This window comes from Glycomyces sp. TRM65418, assembly GCF_019710475.1.
GTDB lineage: Bacteria > Actinomycetota > Actinomycetes > Mycobacteriales > Micromonosporaceae > Glycomyces.
This window is the reverse complement of sequence record NZ_JAJFAX010000003.1, coordinates 51,316-75,871: the sequence shown is the minus strand read 5'-3', so window position 1 is coordinate 75,871 and position 24,556 is coordinate 51,316. Positions and strand designations below refer to the sequence as shown.

The 24,556-nt window shown below is 71.1% G+C and carries 22 protein-coding genes and 1 pseudogene; 5 read left to right on the top strand and 18 right to left on the bottom strand.

Annotated features, from left to right (window positions below; genetic code table 11):
* Window positions 1–50 precede the first annotated feature (50 nt).
* Both K3N28_RS08320 and K3N28_RS08315 read left to right on the top strand, forming a co-directional pair.
* Window positions 51–1,892, top strand: coding sequence for a 3-oxoacyl-[acyl-carrier-protein] synthase III C-terminal domain-containing protein (locus tag K3N28_RS08320; protein WP_228092027.1), 1,842 nt, complete (start codon window positions 51–53; stop codon window positions 1,890–1,892).
* Window positions 1,885–2,697 (top strand): hypothetical protein, encoded by an 813-nt coding sequence (locus K3N28_RS08315; protein ID WP_228092026.1) that lies wholly within the window; start codon window positions 1,885–1,887, stop codon window positions 2,695–2,697. Before K3N28_RS08320 ends, K3N28_RS08315 begins: the two co-directional genes overlap by 8 nt.
* 202 nt (window positions 2,698–2,899) lie before the next feature.
* On the opposite strand, the gene K3N28_RS08310 is transcribed toward K3N28_RS08315, so the two are convergent.
* From K3N28_RS08310 to K3N28_RS08290, 5 genes are all read right to left on the bottom strand, one after another.
* Window positions 2,900–3,901: a LacI family DNA-binding transcriptional regulator gene (locus tag K3N28_RS08310; protein WP_228092025.1), complete on the bottom strand. Its 1,002-nt coding sequence runs from the start codon at window positions 3,899–3,901 to the stop codon at window positions 2,900–2,902.
* Window positions 3,902–4,083: 182 nt separating this feature from the next.
* Window positions 4,084–5,262, bottom strand: coding sequence for an arabinogalactan endo-beta-1,4-galactanase (locus K3N28_RS08305; protein WP_374209721.1), 1,179 nt, complete (start codon window positions 5,260–5,262; stop codon window positions 4,084–4,086).
* A gap of 78 nt (window positions 5,263–5,340) precedes the next feature.
* Complete coding sequence (locus K3N28_RS08300; protein WP_228092023.1) at window positions 5,341–6,249, bottom strand: sugar ABC transporter permease; 909 nt, start codon at window positions 6,247–6,249, stop codon at window positions 5,341–5,343.
* Between the two features lie 3 nt (window positions 6,250–6,252).
* Window positions 6,253–7,626 (bottom strand): carbohydrate ABC transporter permease, encoded by a 1,374-nt coding sequence (locus K3N28_RS08295; RefSeq protein ID WP_228092022.1) that lies wholly within the window; start codon window positions 7,624–7,626, stop codon window positions 6,253–6,255.
* Between the two features lie 13 nt (window positions 7,627–7,639).
* Window positions 7,640–8,959 (bottom strand): extracellular solute-binding protein, encoded by a 1,320-nt coding sequence (locus tag K3N28_RS08290; protein ID WP_228092021.1) that lies wholly within the window; start codon window positions 8,957–8,959, stop codon window positions 7,640–7,642.
* Between the two features lie 302 nt (window positions 8,960–9,261).
* Here K3N28_RS08290 and K3N28_RS08285 point away from each other — a divergent pair, with 302 nt between their 5' ends.
* Together K3N28_RS08285 and K3N28_RS08280 are read left to right on the top strand one after the other, a co-directional pair.
* Window positions 9,262–11,253, top strand: a complete 1,992-nt coding sequence (locus K3N28_RS08285) for a beta-galactosidase (RefSeq protein ID WP_255640265.1) — start codon at window positions 9,262–9,264, stop codon at window positions 11,251–11,253.
* Between the two features lie 50 nt (window positions 11,254–11,303).
* Entirely contained in the window at window positions 11,304–12,431 is a 1,128-nt protein-coding gene (locus tag K3N28_RS08280; protein WP_228092019.1) for an arabinogalactan endo-1,4-beta-galactosidase, read from the top strand.
* A 175-nt stretch (window positions 12,432–12,606) separates the two neighbouring features.
* Here K3N28_RS08280 and K3N28_RS08275 read toward each other — a convergent pair whose 3' ends face one another.
* From K3N28_RS08275 to K3N28_RS08235, 9 genes and pseudogenes are all read right to left on the bottom strand, one after another.
* Complete coding sequence (locus tag K3N28_RS08275; protein ID WP_228092018.1) at window positions 12,607–12,978, bottom strand: DoxX family protein; 372 nt, start codon at window positions 12,976–12,978, stop codon at window positions 12,607–12,609.
* 139 nt (window positions 12,979–13,117) lie between these two features.
* Window positions 13,118–13,768 (bottom strand): leucine efflux protein LeuE, encoded by a 651-nt coding sequence (leuE, locus tag K3N28_RS08270; RefSeq protein WP_228092017.1) that lies wholly within the window; start codon window positions 13,766–13,768, stop codon window positions 13,118–13,120.
* Between the two features lie 272 nt (window positions 13,769–14,040).
* Window positions 14,041–14,199, bottom strand: a pseudogene (locus tag K3N28_RS08265) (cellulose binding domain-containing protein); the annotation flags it as partial.
* A 374-nt stretch (window positions 14,200–14,573) separates the two neighbouring features.
* Window positions 14,574–15,632, bottom strand: coding sequence for an AI-2E family transporter (locus K3N28_RS08260; RefSeq protein ID WP_228092016.1), 1,059 nt, complete (start codon window positions 15,630–15,632; stop codon window positions 14,574–14,576).
* 109 nt (window positions 15,633–15,741) lie between these two features.
* Complete coding sequence (locus tag K3N28_RS08255) at window positions 15,742–16,227, bottom strand: SgcJ/EcaC family oxidoreductase (RefSeq protein WP_228092015.1); 486 nt, start codon at window positions 16,225–16,227, stop codon at window positions 15,742–15,744.
* Between the two features lie 111 nt (window positions 16,228–16,338).
* The gene (locus K3N28_RS08250; RefSeq protein WP_228092014.1) at window positions 16,339–18,537 is read right to left on the bottom strand and encodes an MMPL family transporter; all 2,199 of its coding nucleotides are present in this window, start codon (window positions 18,535–18,537) and stop codon (window positions 16,339–16,341) included.
* Between the two features lie 156 nt (window positions 18,538–18,693).
* Entirely contained in the window at window positions 18,694–18,966 is a 273-nt protein-coding gene (locus tag K3N28_RS08245) for a hypothetical protein (protein WP_228092013.1), read from the bottom strand.
* A gap of 12 nt (window positions 18,967–18,978) precedes the next feature.
* Window positions 18,979–19,290 carry a winged helix-turn-helix domain-containing protein gene (locus tag K3N28_RS08240; protein ID WP_228092012.1) on the bottom strand — a complete coding sequence of 104 codons (312 nt, stop codon included), beginning with the start codon at window positions 19,288–19,290 and terminating at the stop codon, window positions 18,979–18,981.
* Window positions 19,291–19,423: 133 nt separating this feature from the next.
* Window positions 19,424–19,870 carry a DoxX family protein gene (locus K3N28_RS08235; RefSeq protein WP_228092011.1) on the bottom strand — a complete coding sequence of 149 codons (447 nt, stop codon included), beginning with the start codon at window positions 19,868–19,870 and terminating at the stop codon, window positions 19,424–19,426.
* A 157-nt stretch (window positions 19,871–20,027) separates the two neighbouring features.
* Here K3N28_RS08235 and K3N28_RS08230 point away from each other — a divergent pair, with 157 nt between their 5' ends.
* Entirely contained in the window at window positions 20,028–21,131 is a 1,104-nt protein-coding gene (locus K3N28_RS08230) for a winged helix DNA-binding domain-containing protein (RefSeq protein WP_228092010.1), read from the top strand.
* Window positions 21,132–21,137: 6 nt separating this feature from the next.
* Here the strand turns inward: K3N28_RS08230 and K3N28_RS08225 are convergent, their stop codons facing one another.
* From K3N28_RS08225 to K3N28_RS08210, 4 genes are all read right to left on the bottom strand, one after another.
* Window positions 21,138–22,361: a sulfotransferase gene (locus K3N28_RS08225; protein ID WP_228092009.1), complete on the bottom strand. Its 1,224-nt coding sequence runs from the start codon at window positions 22,359–22,361 to the stop codon at window positions 21,138–21,140.
* A gap of 153 nt (window positions 22,362–22,514) precedes the next feature.
* Window positions 22,515–23,054 (bottom strand): DinB family protein, encoded by a 540-nt coding sequence (locus tag K3N28_RS08220; protein ID WP_228092008.1) that lies wholly within the window; start codon window positions 23,052–23,054, stop codon window positions 22,515–22,517.
* Window positions 23,055–23,546: 492 nt separating this feature from the next.
* Window positions 23,547–23,786 (bottom strand): hypothetical protein, encoded by a 240-nt coding sequence (locus K3N28_RS08215; RefSeq protein ID WP_228092007.1) that lies wholly within the window; start codon window positions 23,784–23,786, stop codon window positions 23,547–23,549.
* Window positions 23,787–23,817: 31 nt separating this feature from the next.
* Entirely contained in the window at window positions 23,818–24,549 is a 732-nt protein-coding gene (locus tag K3N28_RS08210; RefSeq protein ID WP_228092006.1) for an ABC transporter permease, read from the bottom strand.
* Window positions 24,550–24,556: the final 7 nt, after the last annotated feature.

Here is a 24,556-nt window from a genome sequence, read left to right as displayed (position 1 = left end):
TGAGTAGAAGCGCCGATGCGCGACAACGCGAGGCGCGGTCCAATGAAGGCATGAACGCTTTCATCACCGCCGCCGGGGCGTACCTTCCCGGTCCTCCGGTCGGCAACGACGAGATCGCGGCGCTCCTGGGCGGGGTCGACGAACGCGGCGACCGGCTGCGCCGCCGCGTCCTGGCCGCCAACGGGATCGCCAAGCGCCACTATGCCCTCGACGCGCAGGGCCGCACCACGGAGCTGAACGAGGAGCTCGCCGCCAACGCGCTGCGCGGCGCCCTGGGCGACCGCGGCGTCGGGGCGGCCGATCTCGACATGCTCGCCACCGCGACGACCCAGGGCGACCTGCTGGTGCCCGGGTTCGCGTCCATGGTGCACGGACGCTTGGGCGGCGGCCCGATGCAGTTGCTCTCGGCCGGCGGGGTCTGCGCCTCCGGGCTCGCCGCGCTCGACGCGGCCGTCGCCAAGGTGCGCCTGGGCGACCGTCGGCGCGCGGCCGTGGTCGGCAGCGAGCTGTCGAGCCGGTGGCTGCGCGGCTCCCACTTCGGCGGCGTCGGCGGGGGCGACGGCGACGCGCACTTCCTGCGGTGGATGCTCTCCGACGGCGCCGGGGCGGTCCTGGTGGAGGCGCGGCCGCGGCCCGACCGGCCGTCGCTGCGCGTGGACTGGGTGCGCACCGTCTCGCTCGCGCACGAGCACCCGGTGTGCATGCGGGCCGGCATGGCCGGGGATCCCGTTCCCGCCGCCGGGCGGACCTGGCAGGACCTCGGCAGCGCCGCGGCCGCCGAGCAGGCGGGGATGATGCTGCTGCGCCAGGACACGAGCGCCCTGCCGGCGCTGGCCGATGCCGGGCTGCAGGAGTTCGCCCGGCTCGCCCGGGAAGGTCTGATCGACCTCGAGCGGCTCGACCACGTGCTGTGCCACTACTCGACGAACGCGTTCCGCGACATCGTCTTCGACCGGCTGGCCGCCTCGGGCGCGGCCGTCGACACGGAGCGGTGGTTCTCGAACCTGGAGACCCGCGGGAACACCGGCGCGGCCTCGATCTTCATCGCGTTGGAGGAATGCTGGCGGACCGGGCGGTTCGAGCCCGGCCAGACGGTCCTCCTGGCCGTCCCCGAATCGGGCCGGTTCTCGTTCGCGTTCGCGCACTTGACCTGCGTGGACGCCGAGCCGGCCGTGTCGAGGCCGGTCGCGGCTCCGGCGGCCGCGCCCGAGTCCGTCGCGGCCACCGTGCCGACCGGTGCGGACGTGCACGCCCGCTTGGACGCGGTCTGGCAGGACTTCGAGCGGCGGCTCGACCAGGTGCCGGTGATGCGGCGCCTGGCCGAGGGCGCCGCCACGATCGAGGACTACCGGCGGCTGCTGTTCAACCTGCGCCAGCAGGTCGCCGACGGGGCCCGGTGGATCTCCCGGGCCGCGTCGAACTTCTCGGTCGACCTGTTCGACCTGCGCAGCGCCGCGATCGCCCACGCCGCCGAGGAGCACCGCGACTTCATGATGATCGAACGCGACTACGCCGCCTGCGGCGGCTCGATCGAGGACATCCGCTCCGGCGAGAAGAACATCGGCTCGGAGGCGCTGTCGGCGTACATGTTCCACTCCGCGAGCGGACCCGACCCGATCGGCCTGCTCGGCGCGATGTTCGTCATCGAGGGCCTGGGCACCGGCAAGGCCGCCGGTTGGGCCGCGCGGTTCAAGGAGCTGCTGGGGCTGCGGGACGACCAGGTCTCGTTCCTCGCCTACCACGGCGAGGCCGACGACGACCACTTCGCGAAACTCCAGGCCATCCTGTCCTCGCCCCGTGTCGACGCCGAGGCGGCCGACGCGATCGTCAAGACCGCCAAAGTCGTCGCCCGGTTGTACGCGCTGCAACTCGAAGAGCTCGACCATGTCTGAGAAGACACTGGCCGACCCCCCGATCTGGGCCTCGATGATCGCCGACCCCGCGATGCCGCTGGAACCCGAGGTCGCCCGCATGGTCACCGACGACCAGCGCGGGTGGACCCGCACCTGGCTCTACCCGGTGGCGCGGCCGGTCTCGCGGGTCCTCGCCGTCGTCATCGTGGTCCTCAAGCGGCTCACCCCCGTCCGGTGGACCGCGCACCGGCTCATGGACCGGCTGTGCCTGTGGTTCCTGCGCCGCTTCGTCTCACCGCTCGCGGTCGAACTCCTCATCCGCCACTTCGTGATCGAGACGAACCTGCTCAACTTCATCGTCCGCAACACCGCCACCGGGATCGAACCGGTGGCCCTGCGGCCGGCGGCCCTCGCCGGACTCGGCGACCGGGCGGTGATCGAGCACGACGTCAACGTCTACGAGGTGCTCGCGGCGATCGACATGACCAGGGTCGGTCCCCTGGACTATTCGGACCTCGACGTGCCGCCTCTGGACCCCGAGCCGCACCGGTTCCGGCTGATGCGCCTGGACGTACAGACGGCCCTGTGCCTGATGAACCTGCCGTTCGCGGCGTGTCTGACACCCGACGAGTACCGCCGGGCCGTGCACTCCATGCGCTTCGACGACTCGATCCTCGCGATCCTCGCCGAGATCACGGGCGATCCGACCTTCCTGCGATGGCAGAACGGGGACCTGTCGATCCGGGCCGATTCGAACACCGACGTGCCGCACGCGGTCTACCGCCACGCCGTGGTCTGCGAGTACGCGCACGCGCAGCTCCTCAAGCACGTCCGTGCCCGGTGAGGTGTGCGCACGCTCCCGTACCGGACCACGCCGCGCGGTCGGACGGCGCCGGGGGGAATTCGACCCGGCGACGGGAACGCTCGTGCTCCTCGCGGGGTGCACCCAGGAGTCCGGGGCCCCTGCACGGCCGGAGCCTGCGGCGGCTTCGCCGGGGCGATGATCCTCGGTGCGGCGGCGGCCGCAGCCCGCACGGCGCCAGGCCTCAGGCGCTGTCGCGGATGACCAGTTCCGTCGGAAGCACGGCCGGCTCGACCCCCTCGTCGTCCAGCAGGGCGATGAGGATCCGGACCGTCTCCTCGGCCACCTTGGCGAGGGGCTGGCGGACCGTGGTCAGGGCCGGGCGGGTCGCCGAGGCGATCGCCGAGTCGTCGAAGCCGCCCACGGCCACGTCGTCGGGGACCCGGCGACCGGCCGCGTGCAGCGCCTGGAGCGCCCCGGCGGCCATGAGGTCGGAGGCGACGAACACCGCGTCCAGGTCGGGGACCGTGTCGAGGAGCTTGCGCATCGCGGCCTCGCCGCCGGCCTGCGTGTAGTCCCCGTGGACGATCATCTGCTTGCCGGCCTTGCGGCCCAGCACGCTCGTGAAGCCCTCGAGGCGCAGCGAGCCGCCGGGCGTGTCGAGCGGACCGGTGATCATGCCGATCTTCTTGCGGCCCTGTTCGACCAGGTACTCCGTCATGGCCCGGGCGCCGCCGCGCTCGTCCGCGGCCGCGTACGGGATCACCGACTCGCGGCCGAGCACCGCACCGCAGGCGACCGCCGGGACGCCGGCGCGCTCGATCTCCTCCAGCAGCGGGTCGCCCGCGTGGGCCGAGATCAGCAGCGCCCCGTCGGCGTGGCCGCCGCGCAGGTAGCGGGCGACCCGGTCGCGACCGCCGTCGTCGCCGGCGATCATGAGCACCAGCGACATGTCGCGCTCGGCGAGCTGGTTCGTCGCCACGCGCATGAGCACCGAGAAGTTCGGGTCCTCGAACAGGCGCTCCTGCGGTTCCGACAGGACCATGACGATGGAGCCCGTCCGGCTGGTCTTGAGGCTCCGCGCGGCCCGGTTCACGACGTAGCCGGTCTCCGCGACCGCCCGCCGCACCGCCGTCTCCGCCGACAGCGAGACGTTCGACTTGCCGTTGAGGACGCGGGAGACCGTGCCGCGGGAGACGCCCGCGGCGTCCGCCACGTCGTGGATCGTCGGTCGTTTCCGTGCCAAGTTGCTCAGCTCTCCCTTGTGTCTCACTCGATTATCGCTCCCCTCGCCCGGCGGCCCGGTCCGCGGGCCGCCGACCGGTCCGGAGTGCCCGGGAGGCCGCCCAAGGGGACGGCGGCCTCCCGGCCGGGACATGTCGTGCGATGAGGCTCCATGTGTTGCGGCCAATCGATTTCGTGATCGGTTCATGCCCCGCCGAGCGCCTTGAGCGACGGCAGCGCCTCGCCCTCGAAGTCGAAGAGGGCCTGGTTCGCCCACGAGTTGCCGGCCTCGTCGACGACGTCGTCGCCGTACTCCATGCCGGCGCGCGAGGCCCAGGTGGTGCCGTCGACCGGCAGCCACGCGGGTTCCCAGTAGACGAGGCCGAGGCCCCGGCCCTCGGGGACGGCCGCGACGGTGGCGTACAGGTCGCGCAGGAACGCGGCCTGCCCCTCCGGCGAGACGGGATGGGCGCAGGCCTCGGCCAGCTCCGGCTTGAAGACCTGGTGGTGGCCCTGGGGCTGATCGCCGGTCCAGGCGTACGCGGTCTCGACGACCACGACCTCCCGGCCGTAGCGGGCCGCGATGTCGTTCAGGTTCTCCCCCAGGTCCTGCAGCGTGCCGTGCCAGTACGGGTAGTACGACAGGCCGATCACGTCGAAGTCGAGCCCGCGGGCGGTCATCCGGTCGAACCAGCCCCGGTAGAGCTCGTTCGCGCCGCCGAAGTCGAGGTGGATCATCACCTCGGGGCCGGCCTCGCGCACGGCGGCGGCACCGGCCCGCAGCAGGCCCGCGAGCCGGTCCCAGGCCGCCTCGTCCTCGCCCTCGAAGCGCCGTTCGGCGTCGATGAACCTGGGCGTCCTGCCTTCGGGCCAGAGCATCCCGTTGGTGATCTCGTTGCCGACCTGCACCATGTCCGGGGACGCGTCCGCCGCCGCGAGGGCCGCGAGGACCTCGGCGGTCCAGTCGTGCACGCGCGCTTGGAGCTCGGCGCCCTTGAAGCCGCGCCACGCCTTGGGCGTGGACTGCTTCTTCGGGTCGGTCCAGAAGTCGGAGTAGTGCAGGTCGACCAGGAGCCTCTGGCCGGCGGCCTTGGCGCGGCGCGCCAGCGCGATCGTCGTCTCCAGGTCGTTGGTGCCGCCCATGTAGGGCTCGCCGTGCTCGTCGCGCGGATCGACCCACAGGCGCAGACGGATCCAGTTGACGCCCGACTCGGCGAGGAGCCCGAAGAGGTCGCGTGCGACCCCGTCGGCGCGGAAGACCGCGCCGCGCTCCTCGATCTCGGCGGTCATCGAGACGTCCGCCCCTCGGATGGGCGCCTTCGGCGACGTTTGCGAGCGGTCAAGGTGCGCCTTCGGCGAGGCTTGCGAGCCGTCAGTTGGCACCTTCGGCGACGCTTGCGAGCCGTCAGTTGGCGCCTTCGGCGAGGCTTGCGAGCCGTCAGTTGGCACTGCCATGGCCCGTCATCCCTTCTCGGCCCCGGCGCTCGCGCCGGTGACCAGGTAGCGCTGGAGGAGAATGTAGAGGATCGTGATCGGGACGGCGAGGAGGACCGCGCCGGCGGCGAACGAGGTGAACGCGTTCTGGTACTGGTCCTCGATCATCTGGAACAGCCCCAGGGCCACCGTCTGCTTGTCGGCGCTCTGGAGGAGCAACCGCGGCAGGATGAAGTCCATCCACGGGACCGTGAACTGCGTGATCGCCACGAACGTCAGCATCGGGCGCATGAGCGGCAGCACGATCCTGCGGAAGATCGTGAGCCGTCCCGCGCCGTCGATCGCCGCGGCCTCGTCCAGGCTTGCGGGCAGGTTGTCGGTGTAGCCCTTCATGAGCCAGATGTTGTACGGCAGGGCCGCGGCGATGCTGACCAGGGCCAGGCCGGTGAGGGAGTCGAGCAGGCCGAAGTTGAGGAACAGCATGTAGACCGCGATGGCGGTCAGGAAGGTCGGGAACATCTGGAGGATGAGGATCCCCAGGAGCCCGGCCTTGCGGCCCCGGAAGCGGATGCGGGAGAACACCCAGCCGCACAGGGCCGAGAGCGCGACCGAGCCGACCATGTTGAGCGTGGCGACGTAGAGCGAGTTGAGGTACCAGCGCCCGTAGTCGGTCTGGGTGAACAGGTCGACGTAGTGCTCGACGGTGGCGTCGGTGGGGATCGGCGTGGCGTTGGCGAGGCCGGTCCCCGGGCTGAAGGAGGCGCCGACGATCCACATGAGCGGGAAGATCACGATGACGGCGACGACGAGCAGTTCGAGGTGGATGAAGGCGCCGGCGAGCTTGTCGCGGCCGCTCAGGCGCCGCCGGCGGCGCGGTCGTGCCGCGGCCTCGCGGGGAGGTGCGGCCGCGGTCAGGGGGCCCAGTTTGTCACTCATAGGTCACAGCTCCCGAATCGCCTTGGAGCGGTTGAGGTTCCACACCGAGATGGTGCCGACGATGACGAAGATCAGCATGCTCATGACCGCGCCGATGTTGTAGAGGCGGTTGTCCAACGTGAGTTTGAACAGCCACGTGATGAGCAGGTCGGTGCTGCCGGCGAACCGGTAGTCGGCGTTGTCGGGCCCGCCCTGGGTGAGGAAGTAGATGGTGCCGAAGTTGTTGAAGGCGGACACGAACGCGAGGATCAGTAGGGGCGAGACCGTCTTGTGCACCACCGGGAGGGTGATGTGCCGCAGCTGCTGGAGGGGTCCGGCCCCGTCCATGCGGGCGGCCTCGTAGTAGCTGTCGGGGATGTTGGTGAGGACGCCGCCGATGAGGGCCATGAAGAAGGGGAAGCTCAGCCACAGGTTGACCAGGAGCGCGACCGCGCGGGCGAGGTTCGGCTGCGAGGCGTCGGTGAACCAGTAGACGCGCTCGTCGGTGATGCCGACGTCGACGAGCCATTGGCTGACGGGGCCGAACTGGCCGTTGAACATCGAGCGGAACACCAGGGCCGAGACGATGCCGGGCACCGCCCACGGCAGGAGGAAGACCGAGCGCCACAGGCGCGGGAACTTCACCTTCTTGTTGGCGAGGAGCACGGCCTGGAGGAATCCGGCGGCGTAGGCCGTCGCCGTGGAGACGATGGCCCACACGAAGGTCCAGGCGAGGACGCCGAGGAAGGTGCCGGTCCAGGAGGGGACGGCGAAGACGGTCGCGAAGTTCTCGAAGCCGACCCAGTTGACGAGGTTCTTCGGCGGGAGGTTGTCGCGGTTGTAGTCGGTGAAGGCCACGAGGATGCCGAAGAGCACCGGCAGGACCGACATGAACACGATGAGGACGAGGCCGGGCGAGAGCGCGATGTAGGCGAACGCGCCGTCCCACAGCTTCTTGAAGTACTCGCGCGAGCGCTCCGGTTCGGCTCCGGCGTTGCGGGCGGCGCGGTAGCGGGCGGCGTCGCGGATGCTCCAGATCCACACGATCGCGAGGAGCGCGAGCGTGAGGAGGCTGATGAGGCCGTTGGCCATGAGGATGATCGAGTTGTCGCCCTCGGAGAGGCCGGTGACGGTCATCTCCCGCGGCTGGGTGCCGAGGGTGGTCAGGCCCCACAGGCCTTTGACGAAGAAGCCGCCGTTGGATCGCGGCGTGAACTCCATGCCGGCGTAGTAGTTGCCGGTGGCGATCTCCCAGACCAGGGTCCCGACGAAGAACGCGAAGAAGAAGGCGGCCTTGCCCGCTTGGCGGTTGATCAGTTGGCCGGCCCCCCATACCAGCGCCGAGGCGAGGCCCGGCACCGGTGCGGGGAGGCGACTGCCCTGTTGAGCGGTGCGCATCGTCGATGAGGTCCTAGAGCCCGGCGAGTTCGTTGTAGCCGGCGATGGCGGCGCTCTGTGCCTCCTGCGGCGTCGAGAGCGCGTCCCATGCGGCGACGGTCATCTCGTTGCCGGTGCTCCAGAAGTACTCGGGCACCTGCGGGAGCAGGGTGGCCTGCGAGGACTGGGCGACGATGCCGGCGACGTGCGGGTCCTCGGAGAGGCCCTCGATGTTCGCGAGCAGGTCGGTGTTGAGCGCCGGGATCTGGCCGGTGGTGGCGTAGAGGGCGGCGGCGCCGGCGTCGGAGGCGAGGAAGTTCGCGAAGACGCGGGCGGCTGCCGGGAACTTCGTGTAGGCCGAGACGGCGATGACGTGCATGCCCGCGAAGGAGCTGGCCGGGTCGCCGGAGGCGGCGGCCGGGATGGTGGTCACGCCGTATTCGAAGCCGTTGGCGGCGGCGCCCTCGTCGAAGGCGGCGAAGGCCCACGGGCCGGTGATGACGTACGGCGTGTCGCCGGCGGCGAACTCGCCCTCGACGGTCTCGGGCGTGGCGTCGGCGGACGGGACGTTCCAGATCTCGCGCAGGCCGGCGTAGTACTCGAGGGCCTCGACGAGGGCCGGGTCGTCGTAGCCGGGCTGCTCGACGTCGCCCGTCGGGTAGACCTGCCAGCCCATGGAGGACAGGACCGAGTACGAGTAGTAGATCTCGCCGGGGACCCAGCGGACGGCCCACCGGTTGCTCGACGGGTCGTTGTACTCGGCGGCCAGGGCCTTGAGGTCCTCCCAGGTGGTCGCGGGCTCCGCGGAGCCGGTGACCTCCTGGAGGAGGGTCTTGTTGTACATGAGGGCGATCGACTCGGTGGTGACCGGGACGGCGTACATCTGGCCGTCCTCGCCGGTGACGACGCCGGTGAAGGTGTCGCTCATGCGGCTCTTGAGGACGTTCTCGTACTCGCCGAGCGGGGCGGCGATGCCTTCGGAGATGGCGCGGGAGACCTGGTCGTAGAAGCTCATGAAGACGTCGCCGCCGTTGCCGGCCTCGCCGGCCAGGGACATCTCCTGCACGGCGTCGTTCTGGGTGACGGGCTCCACCTCGAACCTGATGTCCGGGTATACGTCCTTGAAGGCGGTCTTGAAGGCCTCGATCTGGGCGTCGGCCAGGTCTTCGTTCTCGAACCAGAGTTTGAGCGGGGTCTCGCCGGAGGCGATCTCCTCTTCGATGACGTACTGCTGGGCGTCGGCGTCCCATTCGAGTTCGGTCGCGGACGGCTCCTCTTCGGGGCCGCCGCAGGCGGCGAGGGCCCCGGCCGCGGCGACGCCGCCGCCGACGGCGAGGAGGTGGCGTCGGTTCATGGAGGGTCCCGCGTGAGCACCGTTGCTGCGCATGTCAAGTCCTTGTCTCGATCGGTGAGGGAGTCCGGTCGGGTCTATGAACCGCACCACCAGACTGTGAACGTTTACACGAATCTAGCGACTGAAATCCCACTTCGCAAGCTATTTTTGTCCCTTATGACGGTTTCATAGGCAAGAATGTGCCGTGGAACGGTCACAATTTTGAAACAGGCTTGCGCGGGACCGGCGGTTGCGATGAAGCCGAGCGTCGAGTACTGTGCACGTTCACAGGCATGGAAGCAAGGAACCTCACAGGAGACGCGGTGCAGACCATTCGCTACGGAGGCGACTACAACCCCGAACAGTGGCCGGAGGAGATCTGGCACGAGGACGTCCGCCTCATGCGCGAGGCGGGCGTGAACCTCGTGAGCCTCGGGATCTTCAACTGGGGGATCATCGAACCCGCCCCCGGCGAGTACGACTGGACCGGACTCGACCGGATCATGGGACTGCTCCACGAGAACGGCATCGGCGTCGACCTCGGCACCCCCACCGCGGCCCCGCCCTCCTGGCTGCGCCGGGCCCACCCCGAGATCCGCCTCGTGGACTTCGAGGGCCGCGTGCTGGCCTCCGGCTCGCGCCACGGCGTCTGCCCCTCGCACCCGGTGTACAACGAGGCGTGCGCGTCCATCGTGGAGCAGCTCGCCGCGCGGTACGGCAAGCACCCGGCCGTCCAGATGTGGCACCTGCACAACGAGTACGGCTGGGCCAATGTGGACTGCTACTGCGAGGTCTCCGCCGCGGCCTTCCGCGGCTGGCTCGCCGAGAAGTACGGCGACGTCGACCGGCTCAACGACGCCTGGGGCACCGCGTTCTGGGGCCTGGTGTACCGCGACTTCGACCAGGTCGAGGCGCCCTCGCTGGCCCCGCCCGGCGTCAATCCCGCGCTCCGGCTCGACTGGAAGCGCTTCTCGAACGACGCGCACATCGCGAACTACAAGATGCAGCGCGCGATCATCGCCCGCCACTCCGAAGCCCCGGCCACCACGAACTTCATGGTGCCCAACTGCAAGGACATGGACTACTTCCGCTGGTCGGACACGGTGGACATCGTCTCCAACAACCACTACCTCGTCGCCGAGCGCGACGAGCACGAGATCGAGCTCTCGATGAGCGCCGACCTCACCCGCGCCGTCGCGGGCGGCCCGTGGATGGTCATGGAGCACTCCACCTCCGCGGTGAACTGGCAGCCGCGCAACATCGCCAAGACCCCCGGCGAGATGCGCCGCAACTCCCTCGCCCACGTGGCGCGCGGCGCCGACGGGCTCATGTTCTTCCAGTGGCGGGCCTCCCGGGCCGGCGCCGAGAAGTTCCACTCCGCGATGCTCCCCCACGGCGGCACCGACACCGACGTCTGGCGCGACGTCGTCGCCCTCGGCGGCGATCTCGAGCGGCTGTCCTCCGTGGTCGGTTCCGACGTGGCCGCCGACGTGGCGATCCTGTGGGACTGGGAGTCCTGGTGGGCGCTCGAACTCGAATGGCGGCCCTCGGTCGACCTCGAATTCCGCGAGCGCGTCGAGGCCTACTACACGTCCCTGTGGAAGCAGCACGTCACCGTCGACTTCGCCCATCCCGAGTCCGACCTCGGCCGATACAAGGCCGTGGTCGCGCCCTCCTCGTATCTGCTCACCGCCACGGCCGCGAAGCACCTCCACGGCTACGTCGAGAGCGGCGGCCATCTGCTCGTCTCCTACTTCTCCGGGATCGTCGACGAGCACGACGCCGTCCACCCCGGGGAGCACGCCTCGGTGCTGCGGGAGACGCTCGGCCTGTGGGTCGAGGAGTTCCATCCCGTCCACGAAGGCACGCGGCTCGCCCTCGACGCGGCGGCCGAAAGCCGGTGGCGCTCCGGTCCGGTGAGCGGCCGCATCTGGTCCGAGCACGTGCGCCTCGACGGGGCCGAGGCCGTCGCGGCGTTCACGGACGGGCCCGACGCGGGCCGCCCGGCGGTCACCCGCCACCGGGTCGGCGCGGGCACCGCCTGGTACGTCGCGACCGCGCTCGACGATGCGACGGGCCTGCGCGGGCTCCTCGCCGAGGTGCTCGACGCGGCGGGGGTGGAGCGGCCCACCGGACTGCCCGACCGGCTCGAGGTCGTCCGCCGCGGCCCCTTCCGTTTCCTGATCAACCACACCGATCAGGAGCAGTTCGTCCCGGACCTCCGGGGCGCCGACGCCCTCACCGGCGTCGCCTACGACCGCGGGGTGCCGGTGCCCGCCGGCGCGGTCGTCGTCCTCGCGCACGCGGGGAGCTGAATCCTTCCGCCCCTCTGACCGACCCTTTCACCGTCAAGGAGTGAACCCCTGTGAAACGACGTTCCGCACTGGCCGCGGCAGGCGCCTTCGGCGTCGCCGCCGCGACCGCGACCACCGCTGCGGCCGTGGCGCACGCCGATCGGCCCGCCAAAGGCGGCTTCGTCCGCGGCGCCGACATCTCCGGCCTGATCAAGAACGAGGACTACGGCGCGGTCTACCGCCGCGCCGACGGCCGCCGCGGCGACGCCGTGACGATCCTCGCCGAGCACGGCGTCAACTGCATCCGCGCCAAGGTGTGGGTCGACCCCGCCGACGGCTACAACACCAAGACCCAGGTCGTCGAACTCGGCAAGCGCGCCAAGCGGGCCGGGATGGACCTCCTGGTCGACTTCCACTACTCGGACACGTGGGCCGACCCGGGCAAGCAGTTCAAGCCCGCGGCCTGGGCCGACCTGGCGTTCCCGGACCTCAAGGCCGCCGTGTACGACCACACCGCGGACGTGCTCGGCGCCCTCAAACGGGCCGGCGTCAAGCCCGCCCTCGTGCAGATCGGCAACGAGACCAACGGCGGGCTCCTGTGGCCCGACGGTCGCTGGGACCGGTTGGAGCAGATGGCCGAGCTCCTCACCGCCGGCTGCGACGCCGTCGCCGACGTCCTCCCCAAGGCGCGGACGATCCTGCACCTCGCCGAGGGCGGCGACAGCGGCGCGTTCCAGTGGTTCTTCGACAACGCCGTCGCGAACGGCGTGCCGTTCCACGCGATCGGCGCCTCGTACTACCCGTACTGGCACGGGGAGCTGTCCGCGCTCGCAGCGAACCTGAACGACCTGGCGACCCGGTACGGGAAGCCGATCTACGTGGTCGAGACGGCCTATCCGTTCACCACCGAGGACTCGGACGGGCATCCGAACATCATGACCGACCCCGAGCCGGTGCCGGGGCACCCGTCGAGCCCCGAAGCGCAGTCGTACTGGCTCGAGGAGATCGCGGCCGTGGTCAAGGCGGTCCCGAACGGCCTCGGCAAGGGCGTGTTCTGGTGGGAGGCCACCTGGACCGGCGTCGAGGGCGCGGGCTGGGACCCGGCCGACCCGGCCAGCGGGAACGGCTGGGAGAACCAGGCGCTGTTCGACTTCGACGGCAAGGCGCTCCCGGGGTTGCGGACCCTGGGCACCCTGTAAGGAGGCCTTCGAACCGCCGGGGCGACGCCTGCGGGCCCCATGCCCGCGCAGGCGTCCCTCGGCCGAGAGCCGGGCGGCCGTGCCGTCCGATCTGCCGATGCTCGACCGGGTCAAGACCGGGCGCGGCCGATCGGCGGCACGGCCGCCCACTCGTGTCGCGGTGGCCGGAGGGCGCTCAGAAGGCGTGGGGACCGAAGCGGCCCCAGGCCACGACGGCGGCGAGGATCAGGATGACGGCGTTGGTGGGAAGCGCGGACCATTCGCCCTTGCGGGCGTGGTAGATCCCGGCGAGCACCATCTCCACGGCGAGGCCGACGGCCGCGAGCGGGGTCAGCACGACCGCGATGCCGGTGAGCGCGGGCAGGATCAGGCCGAGCGCGGCGGCGACCTGGGTGATGCCGATGAACTTCACGACCGAGGACGGGAAGTCGTTCACCCAGGTGAACGTCGGGGCGAGCTGCTCTTTGGGCCGGGTGGCCTTCAAGGTGCCCGACACGATGAACGCGGCGGCGAGCAGGCCTTGCAGGACCCAGAGGAATACGTTCATGCGGGCGGTCTCCTTGTTCGTGGCCGAAGTCGGCGGCCGGTCCGGTCGGGGCGACGCGGCCGTCGGCGCCATATGGCCGGTGGCATGTCACAGGGCGTGTGCTCGTCGGCCGCGTCGGTGTCCGCGCCTCCGCGCGTGCTCAACCGGTCGCGAGCTTGGCGGCGAAGGCGATCATGACCGCGCCGACAAGTCCGTTGCCGGCGGCGGCGAGGCGGCGGCGTCGCCGGAAGGTCTGGGCGAGGCCGTCTCCGGCGAGGATGAGCGTCGAGAGGTAGGTGAGCGAGCAGACCTGGAGGATCACGAAGAGCACGCCGTAGCTGAGCACCGGCCAAGCGTAGTTCGGGTCCACGAACTGCACGAAGAAGGACACGAAGAACAGGATCGCCTTGGGGTTGAGCAGGCTCGCGATGAGCGCGCGGGTGAAGGGCCGCTCGTTCGGGACGGGCGCTTGCGGGAGCCTGGACTCGACGAGCTCGCCGCGGCGGGCGGCGCGCCAGGCCTTCCAGCCGCCGCGGATGAGGCCGAGCGCGAGGTAGCAGAGGTAGGCGACGCCGGCCCAGCGGACGAGGCCGTACAGGAGGGGCGAGGCGGCGAAGACCGAGGCGAGTCCTGCGGCGGAGGCGATCATGAGGACCGAGTCGCCGCAGAAGACGGCGGCGGCGGCCTTGAACCCGTCGCGGCGTCCGCGACGGGAGGCGACGGACAGGACGTACAGGGAGTTGGGCCCGGGCAGCAGGATGATGAGGACGGTGGCGACGACGTACGTCCACAGGTCGACGGTGCCGAACACGGGCGGTTCCTCTCATGGCGGAGCCGCCCCAGTTTACGATCCGCGCTCGCGTCCGGGCAAACAGCGTTTCGTCACACCCTCGGGTCATCGTTGATTCGGGGGCGCCTGCCGATGCCCGATTTGCAGGCATACGCCGCGACGCTCCCGAGTTCGGGCCGCTGCCGCTGCTCAGGGCCGGCGCGGGACTTCCCGACAGGGCGGAGGTCGCATGGCGCCGGGCCGGCCTTCACCGCGGAGACCGGCCCGGTCGGGAAGAGCAGCTCGATTGCGACTCAACAGGGGAATTCGAGTGGGGCGGCCGGCCCGGTGGCCATGAAGCCGAAGACCTTTTTGGAGGCGCCTGCTTCGATGCGGGCGTTCCAGCCGACGTCGGAGGCGGTCACGGTCGCGCGCTTCTGGCTCCACTCGGCGTTCCACAGGGCCTTGATCCGCTGCGAGCCGGGCGAAGTCGCCGGTGAAGATCACCTCGGGGTCTTGGGCCTGCGCCGCGGGCGGGGCGCGCCCACGGCGGCCGTCAGCGCGAGGGCGCCCACCGCGACCGGTGCCAGGACTCTGTTCACTTCGCCTCCAAGGGGCTCTGCCGAAACTATCGGAATATATTCCGATATTTCAATGAATCTATCGGAAGGACGGAGCCGGCACAAGCGCTCCGAGCCCTGCGGATCGCAGGGCGGCGGCATGCGTTCGGCGGTGTTCGCGGAGGTCAGGACCCTTGGAGTGGCGGCGGCGTTCTATCCTGAACGCACGATGAGGCCGGTGGCGCACGCGGGTATGCGCCACCGGCCTCATCGCGTCGCGGACGGGGTCAGGAGTTGTCGAGCCGCGGCAGGACGAGCTCCTTGCCGATCAAGCGGATCGCGGCGTAGATCGGGACCGACAGGACGATGCCGACCACGCCGAACAGGGTGCCGCCGACGAGCACGGCGACGATCGCGGCGAGGTTCGAGACCTTCACCGCGCTGCGCATGACCGTCGGGTAGATGACCCAGTTCTCCAGCTGCTGGTAGGCGATGAAGAAGATCGCCGAGGCCACGGCCGTCATCGGCGAGACGGCGAGGGCGACGAGCGTGACGACCACCGCGCCGATGGTCGCGCCGATCTGCGGGATCAGGTCGAGCAGGGCGACCAGCAGCGCCAGCAGCGCGCCGTAGGGGATCCCGGCGATCGCCATGAAGATCCACGAGGAGATCCCCGCGAGGGCGCCGATCGCGAGCGCGCCGATGAGGTACGAGCCGATCTGGCGGAGGATGCCCTCGATGATGCGGTCGGACTGCTCCCGCTGGGAGGCGGCGAAGAGCCGCACCATGCCCCGGCGGAGCTGGTTGTAGGCGGCGAGGATGAAGAGCGTCAGCAGCAGCGTGGTGATCGTCCAGACGAGACCGCCGAAGAAGGAGGCGACGCCGCCCGCGACCCCGCCGAGGGCCGTGGTGAGGTTCCCGGGGGTCAGGGCGCCTTCGGCGCGCTGGAGCAGACCGGACTCGCCGCCGAAGCGCTCGACGAGCCGGCTGCCCATGAGCGCGTCGTAGTAGCCGGGGGCGTTCTCCACGAATTCCGCGGACTCGCGGACGATCGCGGGGATGATCGCGGCGATGCCGCCGCAGAAGACGATGACGAGACCGAGGAAGAGGATGGTCATCGCGAGCCAGCGGGGCATGCCGCGCTTGGTCATGCCGCTGACGATGCGCTCGAGGCCGACCGCGAGGAAGGCCGCGACGATCAGGGCCGTGATGACGGTGCCCAGCTCCTGGACCGCCCATACCGCCGCGGTGACGAGGGCGAGGCCGGCTCCGAAAAGGACGCCGGCGGTGAGCGGCGGCGTGTTCGCAAGGCTTCTGCGCGCGGGCGATCCGGGTTTCTCAGACATGGGAGATGTCTAGCAGACGGCCGCTCGGGCCGGGGCCCGGCACCGCCCCGATCCCACGCGTGAGGGGCCGCCCCGTCGCAGGCGGAGCGGCCCCTCGCGTCGCCGTGGGTCAGAGCGCGAACTGACGCGTGTTCTGGAACGAGGTCTGGAGCCACTCGCCGTGCTCCCGGGTGAGCACGTTCGTGTTGGTGGAGAACGAGTCAGGCCGGCACTCGGTCTCGCCCTCCTCGATCTGGCAGCCGGTGCGGACGATCACCACCACGTCCCGTTCGACGTAGCGGACGTGCTCGCTGAGCATGTGCAGCCGTGCGCCTTCGATGTACTCGTCGAAGTAGTACTGCATCCGCTCGGCGATCGCCTCCCGTCCGGCCATGTGGTCGCCGTTGAAGGCCACCACGTCGCCGTCCTCGTGGAACGTGGCGGCGAAGGCCTCGCCGTCCTCGTCGATCCACGCCTGCTCCTGGCGCTCCCGCAGCTCGTCGAACGCGGCCTGGTCGTCCCGGGGCCCGCCCCGGTCGTCGGCGGCGGCCGTGCCCGCCGTCAGCAGCGCCGCGGCGGCGGCGATCACGGCGGTGATTCGCGCTGTTCTGCGCATGGTCCCTCCTTGGGTCGGTGGAGGGCCGACGCTAGGGGCACGCGCCCGCCCGGCACATCCCTCCGGAGTCGGCTCCGGTCCGCAACCTGTGGAGTAGCGGCGGTCCGCGCCTCATCCTCCGGTGGGAACCGCCTTGCCCCAGGCGCGGTCGCCCATGAGGGACATCGCCGCCGGGAGCAGCACCCCGCGCACCACCGTCGCGTCGATGAGGATCGCCAGCGCCATGCCGAGGCCGAGCATCTTGTACTCGATCGCCGAGAGCGTCACGAACACCGAGAACACGCCGGTCATGATGAGCGCGGCGCCGGAGACGACGCCGGCGCTGGCCGCGACGCCGCCGACGATCGCGTCCCGGTTCGCGGCCCCGGCGCGACGGCGTTCGGCCACGCGGCTGAGCACGAAGATGTGGTAGTCCATGCTCAGTCCGAACAGGATGATGAACATGAACAGCGGGATCCAGCCGACCACGCCGCCGTACGAGGTGAAGCCCAGGACGCCTTCGAGGTGACCGCCTTGGAAGACCCAGGCGAGCGCGCCGCAGGCCGCGCCGATGGACAGGAGGTTGAGCGCGATCGAGGCGAGCGGGATCGCCCAGGACCGGAACGTCACGGCCAGGAGCGCGAAGGCGAGCAGGAGGATGAACGCGACGACCCACGGGGCGCGGGCCGAGAGCTGCCGGGTGAAGTCGTGCGGGAGCGCGGTCTTGCCGGTGACGGCGACGTCGGCGCCTTCGACGGGTCCGAACGCGGCCGGGAGGGCCTCCTCGCGCAGGTGGGCGAGGGCGGCGTCGGCTTCGGGGTCGGTCACGGCTCCGGCGAGGGGGACCCGCACGACGACGGCGTCGCCGACCGCGGTGGCGGTGATCGGTTCGAGGAGCCTGCCGTCGCTCGCGGCGGCGGCCGCGTGGAGGGCCTCGACGGCGGCGTCGACCGCGGCCGGGTCGAGCGCGCCGTTCCCGTCGGGGGCGACCGCGACGCGGGCCGCGGTGGCCGCGCCGGGGAAGTGCTCCTGCATGGCGACCGCGGCGTCGACGGCGGGTGAGGCGCCGGGCGGGAGGCTCGCGGTGACCGCCGCGTCCTGCAGGCGCAGGCCCAGGACGGGGGTGGCGGCGATGGCGAGGAGGACGGCGGCGAGGCCGCCGGTGGCGAGCGGGCGGCGGACGACGCTTGCGGCGACGCGGCCCCAGAACCGGGAGGGCTCGGCCTTGATGCGGCGCCTGCCGAGCCAGGGCAGGCGGGCGGCGTCGACGCGGTGGCGCAGCGCGGCGAGGAGCGCGGGCAGGAACGTGACCGAGCCGAGCACCGCGAGCCCGACGACGAGGACCGTGCCGAGAGCGAGTCCCTTGAGGACGTCGATGCCGGTGATGAGCAGGCCGCTCATGCAGACGATCACGGTGAGGCCGGAGGCGACGACGACGTGGCCCGACGTGCGCGCGGTGGTGGCGAGCGCGGCGGCCGGGGCCTGGCCCGCGGCGCGCTCCTCGCGGAAGCGGCGCAGGTAGAACAGCGAGTAGTCGATGCCGACGGCCATGCCGATGAGCAGGACGATCGCGGATCCGGCGCTGTTGAAGGGGACCCAGTGGCCGAGGAGCCGGAGGAGCCCGAAGGCGCCGGCGACGCTGGTGGCGGCCAGCAGCAGCGGGAGCCCGGCGGCGACGAGGGAGCCGAAGACGGCGAGGAGCACGAGGATCGTGAGCGGGAGCGACGTGGTCTCGGCGCGGCGCATGTCGTCCTTGATGCCGGCGTCGACCGCGCCCGAGAGCGTCGCGTCACCGGCCTGCAGGACGGCGACGCCGGGATGCGCGGCCTGGACGGACGCGACCGCGTCGAGGACGGCCCGGAGGTTCGCGTCGTAGGCCGCGTCGGGGCCGAGGATCGCGAAGGTGACGAGGGCGGCGTCGCCGTCGGCGGCGATCCACCGTTCGCCGTGCTCGCCGAGCGGCGAGCCGATGCCGTCCACGGCTTCGGGGATCGCGGTCAGCGCGGCGACGAGGTCCTCGGCGGCGGCCACGGCCGCGGGGTCGTCGGCGAAGTCGCCGTCCGCGGCGATGAGGACGTTCTCGCGGACGGCGTAACCGCCGGCGGCGTCGATGCGGTCCTCGGCGACGCCGGCCTCGCCGGGGTCGCGGGCGTCGGCCTGCTCCCCCGGGGGGATCGCGCCGGAGAGGACGGCGAGGGCCACGAGGGCGAGCCAGCCGCCGATGGCGAGCGCGCGGTGGCGCGCGGACCAGTCGGCGATCGCGGCGACCGCAGCGGGCCGGGTCGCAGGGGTTTCACGGGTCGGGGGGTCTGCGGTGATGTCGTGCGGCACGATCTGCTTTCCTGTTCGTGCGGGGCCGATCCTGCGGAACCTTGCAGAAGGTGGACCGGCCCCTGGGTGAATGCCGCCGGGTTGCCGCCCGGCGGTCGATGCCCGGCCCCGGGCCGTCGAGTTGCCGCTCGTCGGTCCGGGGCCGCTTCCGGAGTGCTACTCCACGACTTTCAGGGTGTTCTCGATCGAGACGTTGCTCGCCTCGATGCGGGCGAGGCGCTCGTCGATGGCCTTGAGCTGCTCGGCCAGTGCGGCCTGGCCCTCCTCGGCCTTCGCGGCGAGCTCGTTGTAGCGGTCGTCGTGCCGGTGCTGCAGTTTGACCCGCTTGATGAAGGCGCTGCGCCAGATCAAGGAGAACACCACGCCGATGAGCAGCACGAAGAACCCGACCGTGCCGATGACTTCCTGAAACTCCCAAGCGCTTTCCATGCGAAGTCCTTTCTAGGGGGTGAGCGTCGCAGAGGCGCGCTCGATGGTCTCGGGGGTGAGGCGCACGGAGAACGGGACGAGCTCGTAGTAGTTCATGGCCTTGCCGTCCTCCGACACTTCGAGGGACGAGACGACCAGTCCGGACGCTTCCAGTTTCTTGAGGTGCACCTGGAGCAGCGCCCGGCTGATGCCGAGATCGCGCGCCAGCTGGCTCACGTAGTTGCGTCCGCCCGCGAGCGCGGCGACGACCCGCATGCGGTGCGGGCTGGCGAGGGTCGCCAGGAGCGCGACCAGCTCGTCCCCGGTCGGGATGTCTTCGTCCACACCGGCCTCCAATACCTGCAAATGAATGTTAGCAGGTGCATGTTTCGATTGGCATGGGCGGTCGGACGGGCTGCGCTGCGCACGGAAAGGGGCCGGTGGCATCGCCACCGGCCCCTTTCCTCTCCTGGGTCGGTCAACGCACCGGCTTGAAACCGTGCTTGAAGCAGCGCTTGGTCTGGTACCAGCGGCCCCACGCGATGAAGACGAACAGGGCCAGCAGGATGAGCGGGGTGAAGACGGGGAAGTCGAGGGTGGTGGCGTTGAAGACCGCCGCGCCGACCATGAGCAGGCTCAAGCCGATCGCGGCCAGGCCGGAGAGGCGCGGGATGAGCAGGCCGATCCCGCCGGCCAGCTCCACGGCGCCCACGAAGTACACGAACCAGTCGCCCCAGCCGATGAGGTCGAAACTCGCGACGGTGGATTCGTGGCCGAAGAGCTTCGGCGCGGCAGAGGCGAAGATCATGAACGCGCCCAGCAGGCCCTGGAGGATCCAGAGCGTGATGTTCAAGGCGCGGCCGGGGCCCTCGTTCGCAGTGGCGGCGGGGACCGTGTCGTCAGTGAGGTTGTGCTTGGCGGTCATGGTGACTCGTCCTTCCGGGGGTATCGGGCTCTTGCCAATTGAGACGAGGCCGGTCACCCGGAATCATCGGTCTGCCGCCGCGAATTCCGCGACCGCACGACCGCGGCCGTCGGCCGCGGTCACTCCGGGTGTCGTACTGCGGCGCTACGGTGGGTGCATGATCAATCTGCAGCAGGTCCTGCGGTACCGGATGCACGTCCAGCAGCTCGACCGCGAGCACGGCGACGTCGCCGGCACCGCGATCCTCGACCTCGGCGCGCAGGACACCGGCCCCGACGGGGCGCTGTGGGCGCTGGCGATCCGCGGCGTCGACACGGCATCGCTCGGCGGCACCGGACGGGGCCGCGAGGGACTGGTGTGGTTCTGGACGCTGCGCGGCGCGCCACACGCGTATCGGCGGGACGACGCCGCCCAGGTCGCGGCGGCGACCGCGCCCCGCTCGGAGGCCGACGCGTCCAAACGGATCTTCGACGCGGCCCGGCCGCTCAAGGCCGCGGGCATCCCGGTCCTCGACGCCCTCGACGCCGTGGCGGCCCAGATGCGCGCCATCGTCAAGGCCCCCATGGTCAAAGGTGAGGTGTCCGCCCGGTTGCACGAGGTCATGCCCGAGCCCTACCAGCGGTTCTGCCGCTCGTGCGACGCCGTGCACCTCTACGAGCAGCCGTTCCGGCTCTCGGCGGTCCAGGCCGGGCTGGAGCTGGAGCCCGACACCTCCCCGCCGGTGCTGCGGCCCCTGCCCGGATTCCAGGCCGCCGCGTCGTTCGCGGACCGGCTCGACCCGATCCGCGCCTACCTGCGGCTGTGCGGCCCCGCCACCGTCAAGCAGGTCGCCGAGTACATCGACGCGCCGGTCAGGGAGGTCAAGGACCACTGGCCCGAGGACGCGGTCGAGGTGCAGGTCGAGGGCGAGACCCGCTGGATCCTCGACGCCGACCGGGAGGCCCTCCACGGGGCCGAGGCGTCCGGGACGCGGCTGCTGGGCCCCTACGACCTGTTCCTCCAGGCCCGCGACCGGTCGACGCTCGTCGCCGACCCGGCCCGCGTCAAGGCGCTGTGGCCCGTGCTCGGCCGCCCCGGCGCCGTCCTCGTCGACGGCGAGGTGGCGGGCCTGTGGCGGCCGCGCAAGACCGGGAAGCGGTTCACCGTCGCCGTCGAACCCTGGCGCGCGCTCAGCGAGAGGGAGCGGAAAGCGGTCGTGGCCGAGGCCGAGCGGCTCGCCGCGTTCCGCGGCATCGCGCTCGACGGCGTCGCGTTCGCGTGAGCGCGGTCAGCGCTTCGCGCCCGCGGTGAGGTTGTCCACGAACAGCCCGTAGTCGCCGAAGGCCTCGTCGATCATCGCCGGCACGAGGCCGTAGTGCACCATCGAGTACTCGTGGCCGCGCTGGTCCCGCGGGCGGTTGAGGGCCTCTTCGAGGTTGCGCTCGTCCGTGTCCGTCCATTTCAGGTCGAGCTGGTCGAACAGTTCCGGCACGTACTTGAACGGGTCGGCCATCATCACGTGATAGGCCACGTCCACCGTCGCCTCTCTCGGCATCAGGGCGCGTTCGCGCCGGGCCCGCTCGACCATCTCCGGCAGGATCTCGAGCCAGAGCCGTCCGATCCGGTGCGGGTCCACCGCCTTCGGCCGGTTGTGCAGGTAGCCGAGGGACTCGGCCATCGAGCACATGGAGCCCATGACGGTGTGCGGGTCGCGATGGGTCCACACGAACTTGGCGTCGGGGAAGACATGGTGGATCGCCGCGGTCTCGGCCAGGCAGTCGGGATGCTTGAGCATCCAGCGCCGGGCGGGGCGGCGGAACTGGAGGATCTGGAGCACGTCGCGCACGAAGCGGTAGTCGGGCCTGGCGTCGTAGGAGCGCAGGAACTCGAGGTAGCCCGGCATGGGCGCCATCGTGTTGTGCAGGCGGCTCTGGTTGAGCAGGAAGTAGATCTCCTCGACCCAGTCGGCGCGGACCGGGTGGATCCGCGACCACGAGGGACTCAGCGCGAGGATCTGGTCGAGGCGCCGCTGCGTCTTCCTGCGGAGTCGGGCGGCCTCCTCCTCCGGCCGCGGCAGGCCGATGTTGTCCATCTCCCACATGTACGGCCCGCGCCCGCCGGGCGCGTTGGCGAGGATCTTGTGGGTCAGCGTGGTCGCCGTGCGGGGCAGGCCGATGACGAAGACCGGCGCCTCGATCCGCTCGTCGCGGATCTCGGGGTGCTCGGCCTGGAGGCGGCGGACGACGAAGCGGTTGCGGATGCGGGTCTGCACCATGTCCCGCACCGAGAGCCAGCCGACGCCGCTGAGGGACTCGACCTCGGCGGCGAACCCGAGGAAGCGGCGCAGGTGCCCGAGCTCGGACTCGTCCTCCTCGGTGAGGGCGACGCCCGGATTCGCGGAGCGCTCGGCCTCCAGGAGGCCGTCGAAGGCGCGATCGGGATCGTGGCGCGCCCTGGCGGCGGGGGCGAGGAGGGCGTTGAGGAGGCGCAGTCGAGCGGTGGTCCGGCGCATGGAGTGTCCTCTCTGCGTTGGCGTCCGACGCCAGAAGGGGTGACGCCTTCGTACCGTAGCGCAATCGCGGTGTCGAGAGAAGTCCTGCGCGGGACGGAATCCGTCCACTGTCGCCGAAGGACGGTCGGGCCCGCGGGGCGCGGGCCGCTGCGGTCACTCGCCGGTCTGCCCGTCGATCGCCTCGCGGATGAGGTCGGCGTGGCCGTTGTGCCGCGCGTACTCCTCGATCATGTGGACCAGGATCCAGCGCAGCGACGGCGTGCGGCCGTCCGCCCAGGCGCGGGCGGCGAGCCTGTCGAGGCCGCCGTGATCGAGCGCCTCGGCGACGGCGGCGCGCGCCCCCTCGACGCTGTGCTCCCACAGTTCGCGCAGCGCCTCGGGGGTGTCGGCGGCGGCCGAGTGCCACTCCCAGTCGCGATCGGCCCTCCAGTCCACCGAGTCCCAGGGCTCCCCCATCGGGCGGCCGAACATCGACCGGGTGAACCAGGCGGTCTCGACCCGGGCCAGGTGCTTGAGCATGCCGCCGAGGGTCATGCTCGAGGCGGCGACGGTGCGCCCGAGCCCTGCGGCGTCGAGCCCGGCCGTCTTCCACGCGAAGGTGGCGCGCTGGAACTCGAGGAAGCCCAGGAGGGTGTCGGCCTCGTTCCCCGCGACGGGCGGTTCGGGGCGGCCTTGGTCGTCGGTGAGGGTCATGCCCGGACTGTACCGAAGGAAGCGGCCGATCGGGCCCCCGTCGTTCCCGCCCCGCCGGACCGTGGACGCCGCCGGCCGACGGCAACGCCGACCCGTTCGCGGCCGGCCGGTCCCGCGAGGGCTTCGGGTTCATGGCGTCCGGTCCGAGCACGGCCCCGACGGTGACCTGCTCGGCCGCTTGAGCGAGCGCGTCCCCGAGGATCAGGCCGGTGCCCGCTCCCCCGGATCTGGGGAGCGGGCACCGGAGTAGTTGCAGGGGCGTGTCGTTCGGGGGCTCAATCGTTCGGGGGCTCAATCGTTCGGGGGCTCAGGTCGAAGGCGCAATCGTTCGGGATGCCGCGGTCGCGGGGGTCGGTTCCCGGGCACGGCGCTCCGCGGCCGTGGTTTCACGCTAGGGCCCGAAGGCCCTGAGCGGCAAGGGTTCTGAGGATCGTTCTTGTTAATCATCTGTTCGGTCGATGGCGGATGGCACCAACAGGCCACTGCGCCGGTTCAAGTTCGGCGGTTCCTGCCGGCGCGGCCCCTGACCGCGACGATGGCGATCCGCGAGCCGAACCAGACGACGCCGATCGCGCCGATCACCGCCAGCGTCCTCGGGTCGGCGTCCAGCAGCAGGAGCGCGCCGACGAGGAACGCGAGCGAGAACGCGGCGACGGCGGCCTCGACACTCCAGCGCGTCGGGAGTCGGGAGTAGAACAGCGAGTTCTTGAACTCTTCGAGGAACATCGGCATGCTCGATTCCCATCGATGGGGACGGTGCGCTTCAGGCTCGGGGCTGCCAGCGGAAGAGCTTCGCGGCGATCACCGAGGCGAGGAGGGCGACCGCGGTCGACACCAGCAGCGGCTCCGCGATCGAGGCGAAGGCGCCGTCGGCGGCGCCGTCCCAGGCCGTGACGGTCAGCTCGGCCAGCGCCGCACCCGGAATCGCCGAGCGGAGCGCGGCGGCCGGGCCCTCCCCCGGGGCGAAGGACAGGAAGACGCCGGCCATGAACACCAGCATCCCGGGCAGCACGGTGATCTGCGCGGCTTCGGGGGTCTTGGTGAAGGAGGCGGTGAGGAAGCCGAAGGCCGTCATCGTCACGGCGCCGTTCACGAACGCGAGCACCAGCAGGGCGGGGTGGACCGGCGCGCTCCCCGAGTCCCAGGCGGTGACGGCCAGGACGACGGCGGTCTGCGCCAGCACGATGAGGGCGAGCGGGCTCGCCAGTCCGGCCACGATCGACGCGGTGGAGGCCGGGGAGGTCCGCAGCCGCTTGAGGTAGAGCTGCTGGCGTCGGGCGGTGAGCGTCATCGTGATGGCCATGAACAGGCCGAAGACCAGGAGCATCACCATCTGCATGGCGGCGATCGGGCCCGCGCTCGGCGCTTGTCCGGCGAGGTTCGAGCGGCTCAGGAGGAGCCCGAAGATCAGCGGGAGGACCGCCGCGGTGAGCAGGACGGTGCGGTTGCGCAGGATCAGCCGGCTCTCGGCGACGGCGAGCGTGAGAACGGTCATGGGGAAC

Excerpts from the sequence above, each read along its gene's own strand:
- K3N28_RS08320 (WP_228092027.1), top strand. The coding sequence starts at position 51 with ATGAACGCTTTCATCACCGCCGCCGGGGCGTACCTTCCCGGTCCTCCG.
- K3N28_RS08315 (WP_228092026.1), top strand. The coding sequence starts at position 1,885 with ATGTCTGAGAAGACACTGGCCGACCCCCCGATCTGGGCCTCGATGATC.
- K3N28_RS08300 (WP_228092023.1), bottom strand. The coding sequence starts at position 6,249 with ATGAGTGACAAACTGGGCCCCCTGACCGCGGCCGCACCTCCCCGCGAG.
- K3N28_RS08295 (WP_228092022.1), bottom strand. The coding sequence starts at position 7,626 with ATGCGCACCGCTCAACAGGGCAGTCGCCTCCCCGCACCGGTGCCGGGC.
- K3N28_RS08290 (WP_228092021.1), bottom strand. The coding sequence starts at position 8,959 with ATGAACCGACGCCACCTCCTCGCCGTCGGCGGCGGCGTCGCCGCGGCC.
- K3N28_RS08275 (WP_228092018.1), bottom strand. The coding sequence starts at position 12,978 with ATGAACGTATTCCTCTGGGTCCTGCAAGGCCTGCTCGCCGCCGCGTTC.
- K3N28_RS08260 (WP_228092016.1), bottom strand. The coding sequence starts at position 15,632 with ATGTCTGAGAAACCCGGATCGCCCGCGCGCAGAAGCCTTGCGAACACG.
- K3N28_RS08255 (WP_228092015.1), bottom strand. The coding sequence starts at position 16,227 with ATGCGCAGAACAGCGCGAATCACCGCCGTGATCGCCGCCGCCGCGGCG.
- K3N28_RS08245 (WP_228092013.1), bottom strand. The coding sequence starts at position 18,966 with ATGGAAAGCGCTTGGGAGTTTCAGGAAGTCATCGGCACGGTCGGGTTC.
- K3N28_RS08235 (WP_228092011.1), bottom strand. The coding sequence starts at position 19,870 with ATGACCGCCAAGCACAACCTCACTGACGACACGGTCCCCGCCGCCACT.
- K3N28_RS08230 (WP_228092010.1), top strand. The coding sequence starts at position 20,028 with ATGATCAATCTGCAGCAGGTCCTGCGGTACCGGATGCACGTCCAGCAG.
- K3N28_RS08225 (WP_228092009.1), bottom strand. The coding sequence starts at position 22,361 with ATGCGCCGGACCACCGCTCGACTGCGCCTCCTCAACGCCCTCCTCGCC.
- K3N28_RS08220 (WP_228092008.1), bottom strand. The coding sequence starts at position 23,054 with ATGACCCTCACCGACGACCAAGGCCGCCCCGAACCGCCCGTCGCGGGG.
- K3N28_RS08215 (WP_228092007.1), bottom strand. The coding sequence starts at position 23,786 with ATGCCGATGTTCCTCGAAGAGTTCAAGAACTCGCTGTTCTACTCCCGA.
- K3N28_RS08210 (WP_228092006.1), bottom strand. The coding sequence starts at position 24,549 with ATGACCGTTCTCACGCTCGCCGTCGCCGAGAGCCGGCTGATCCTGCGC.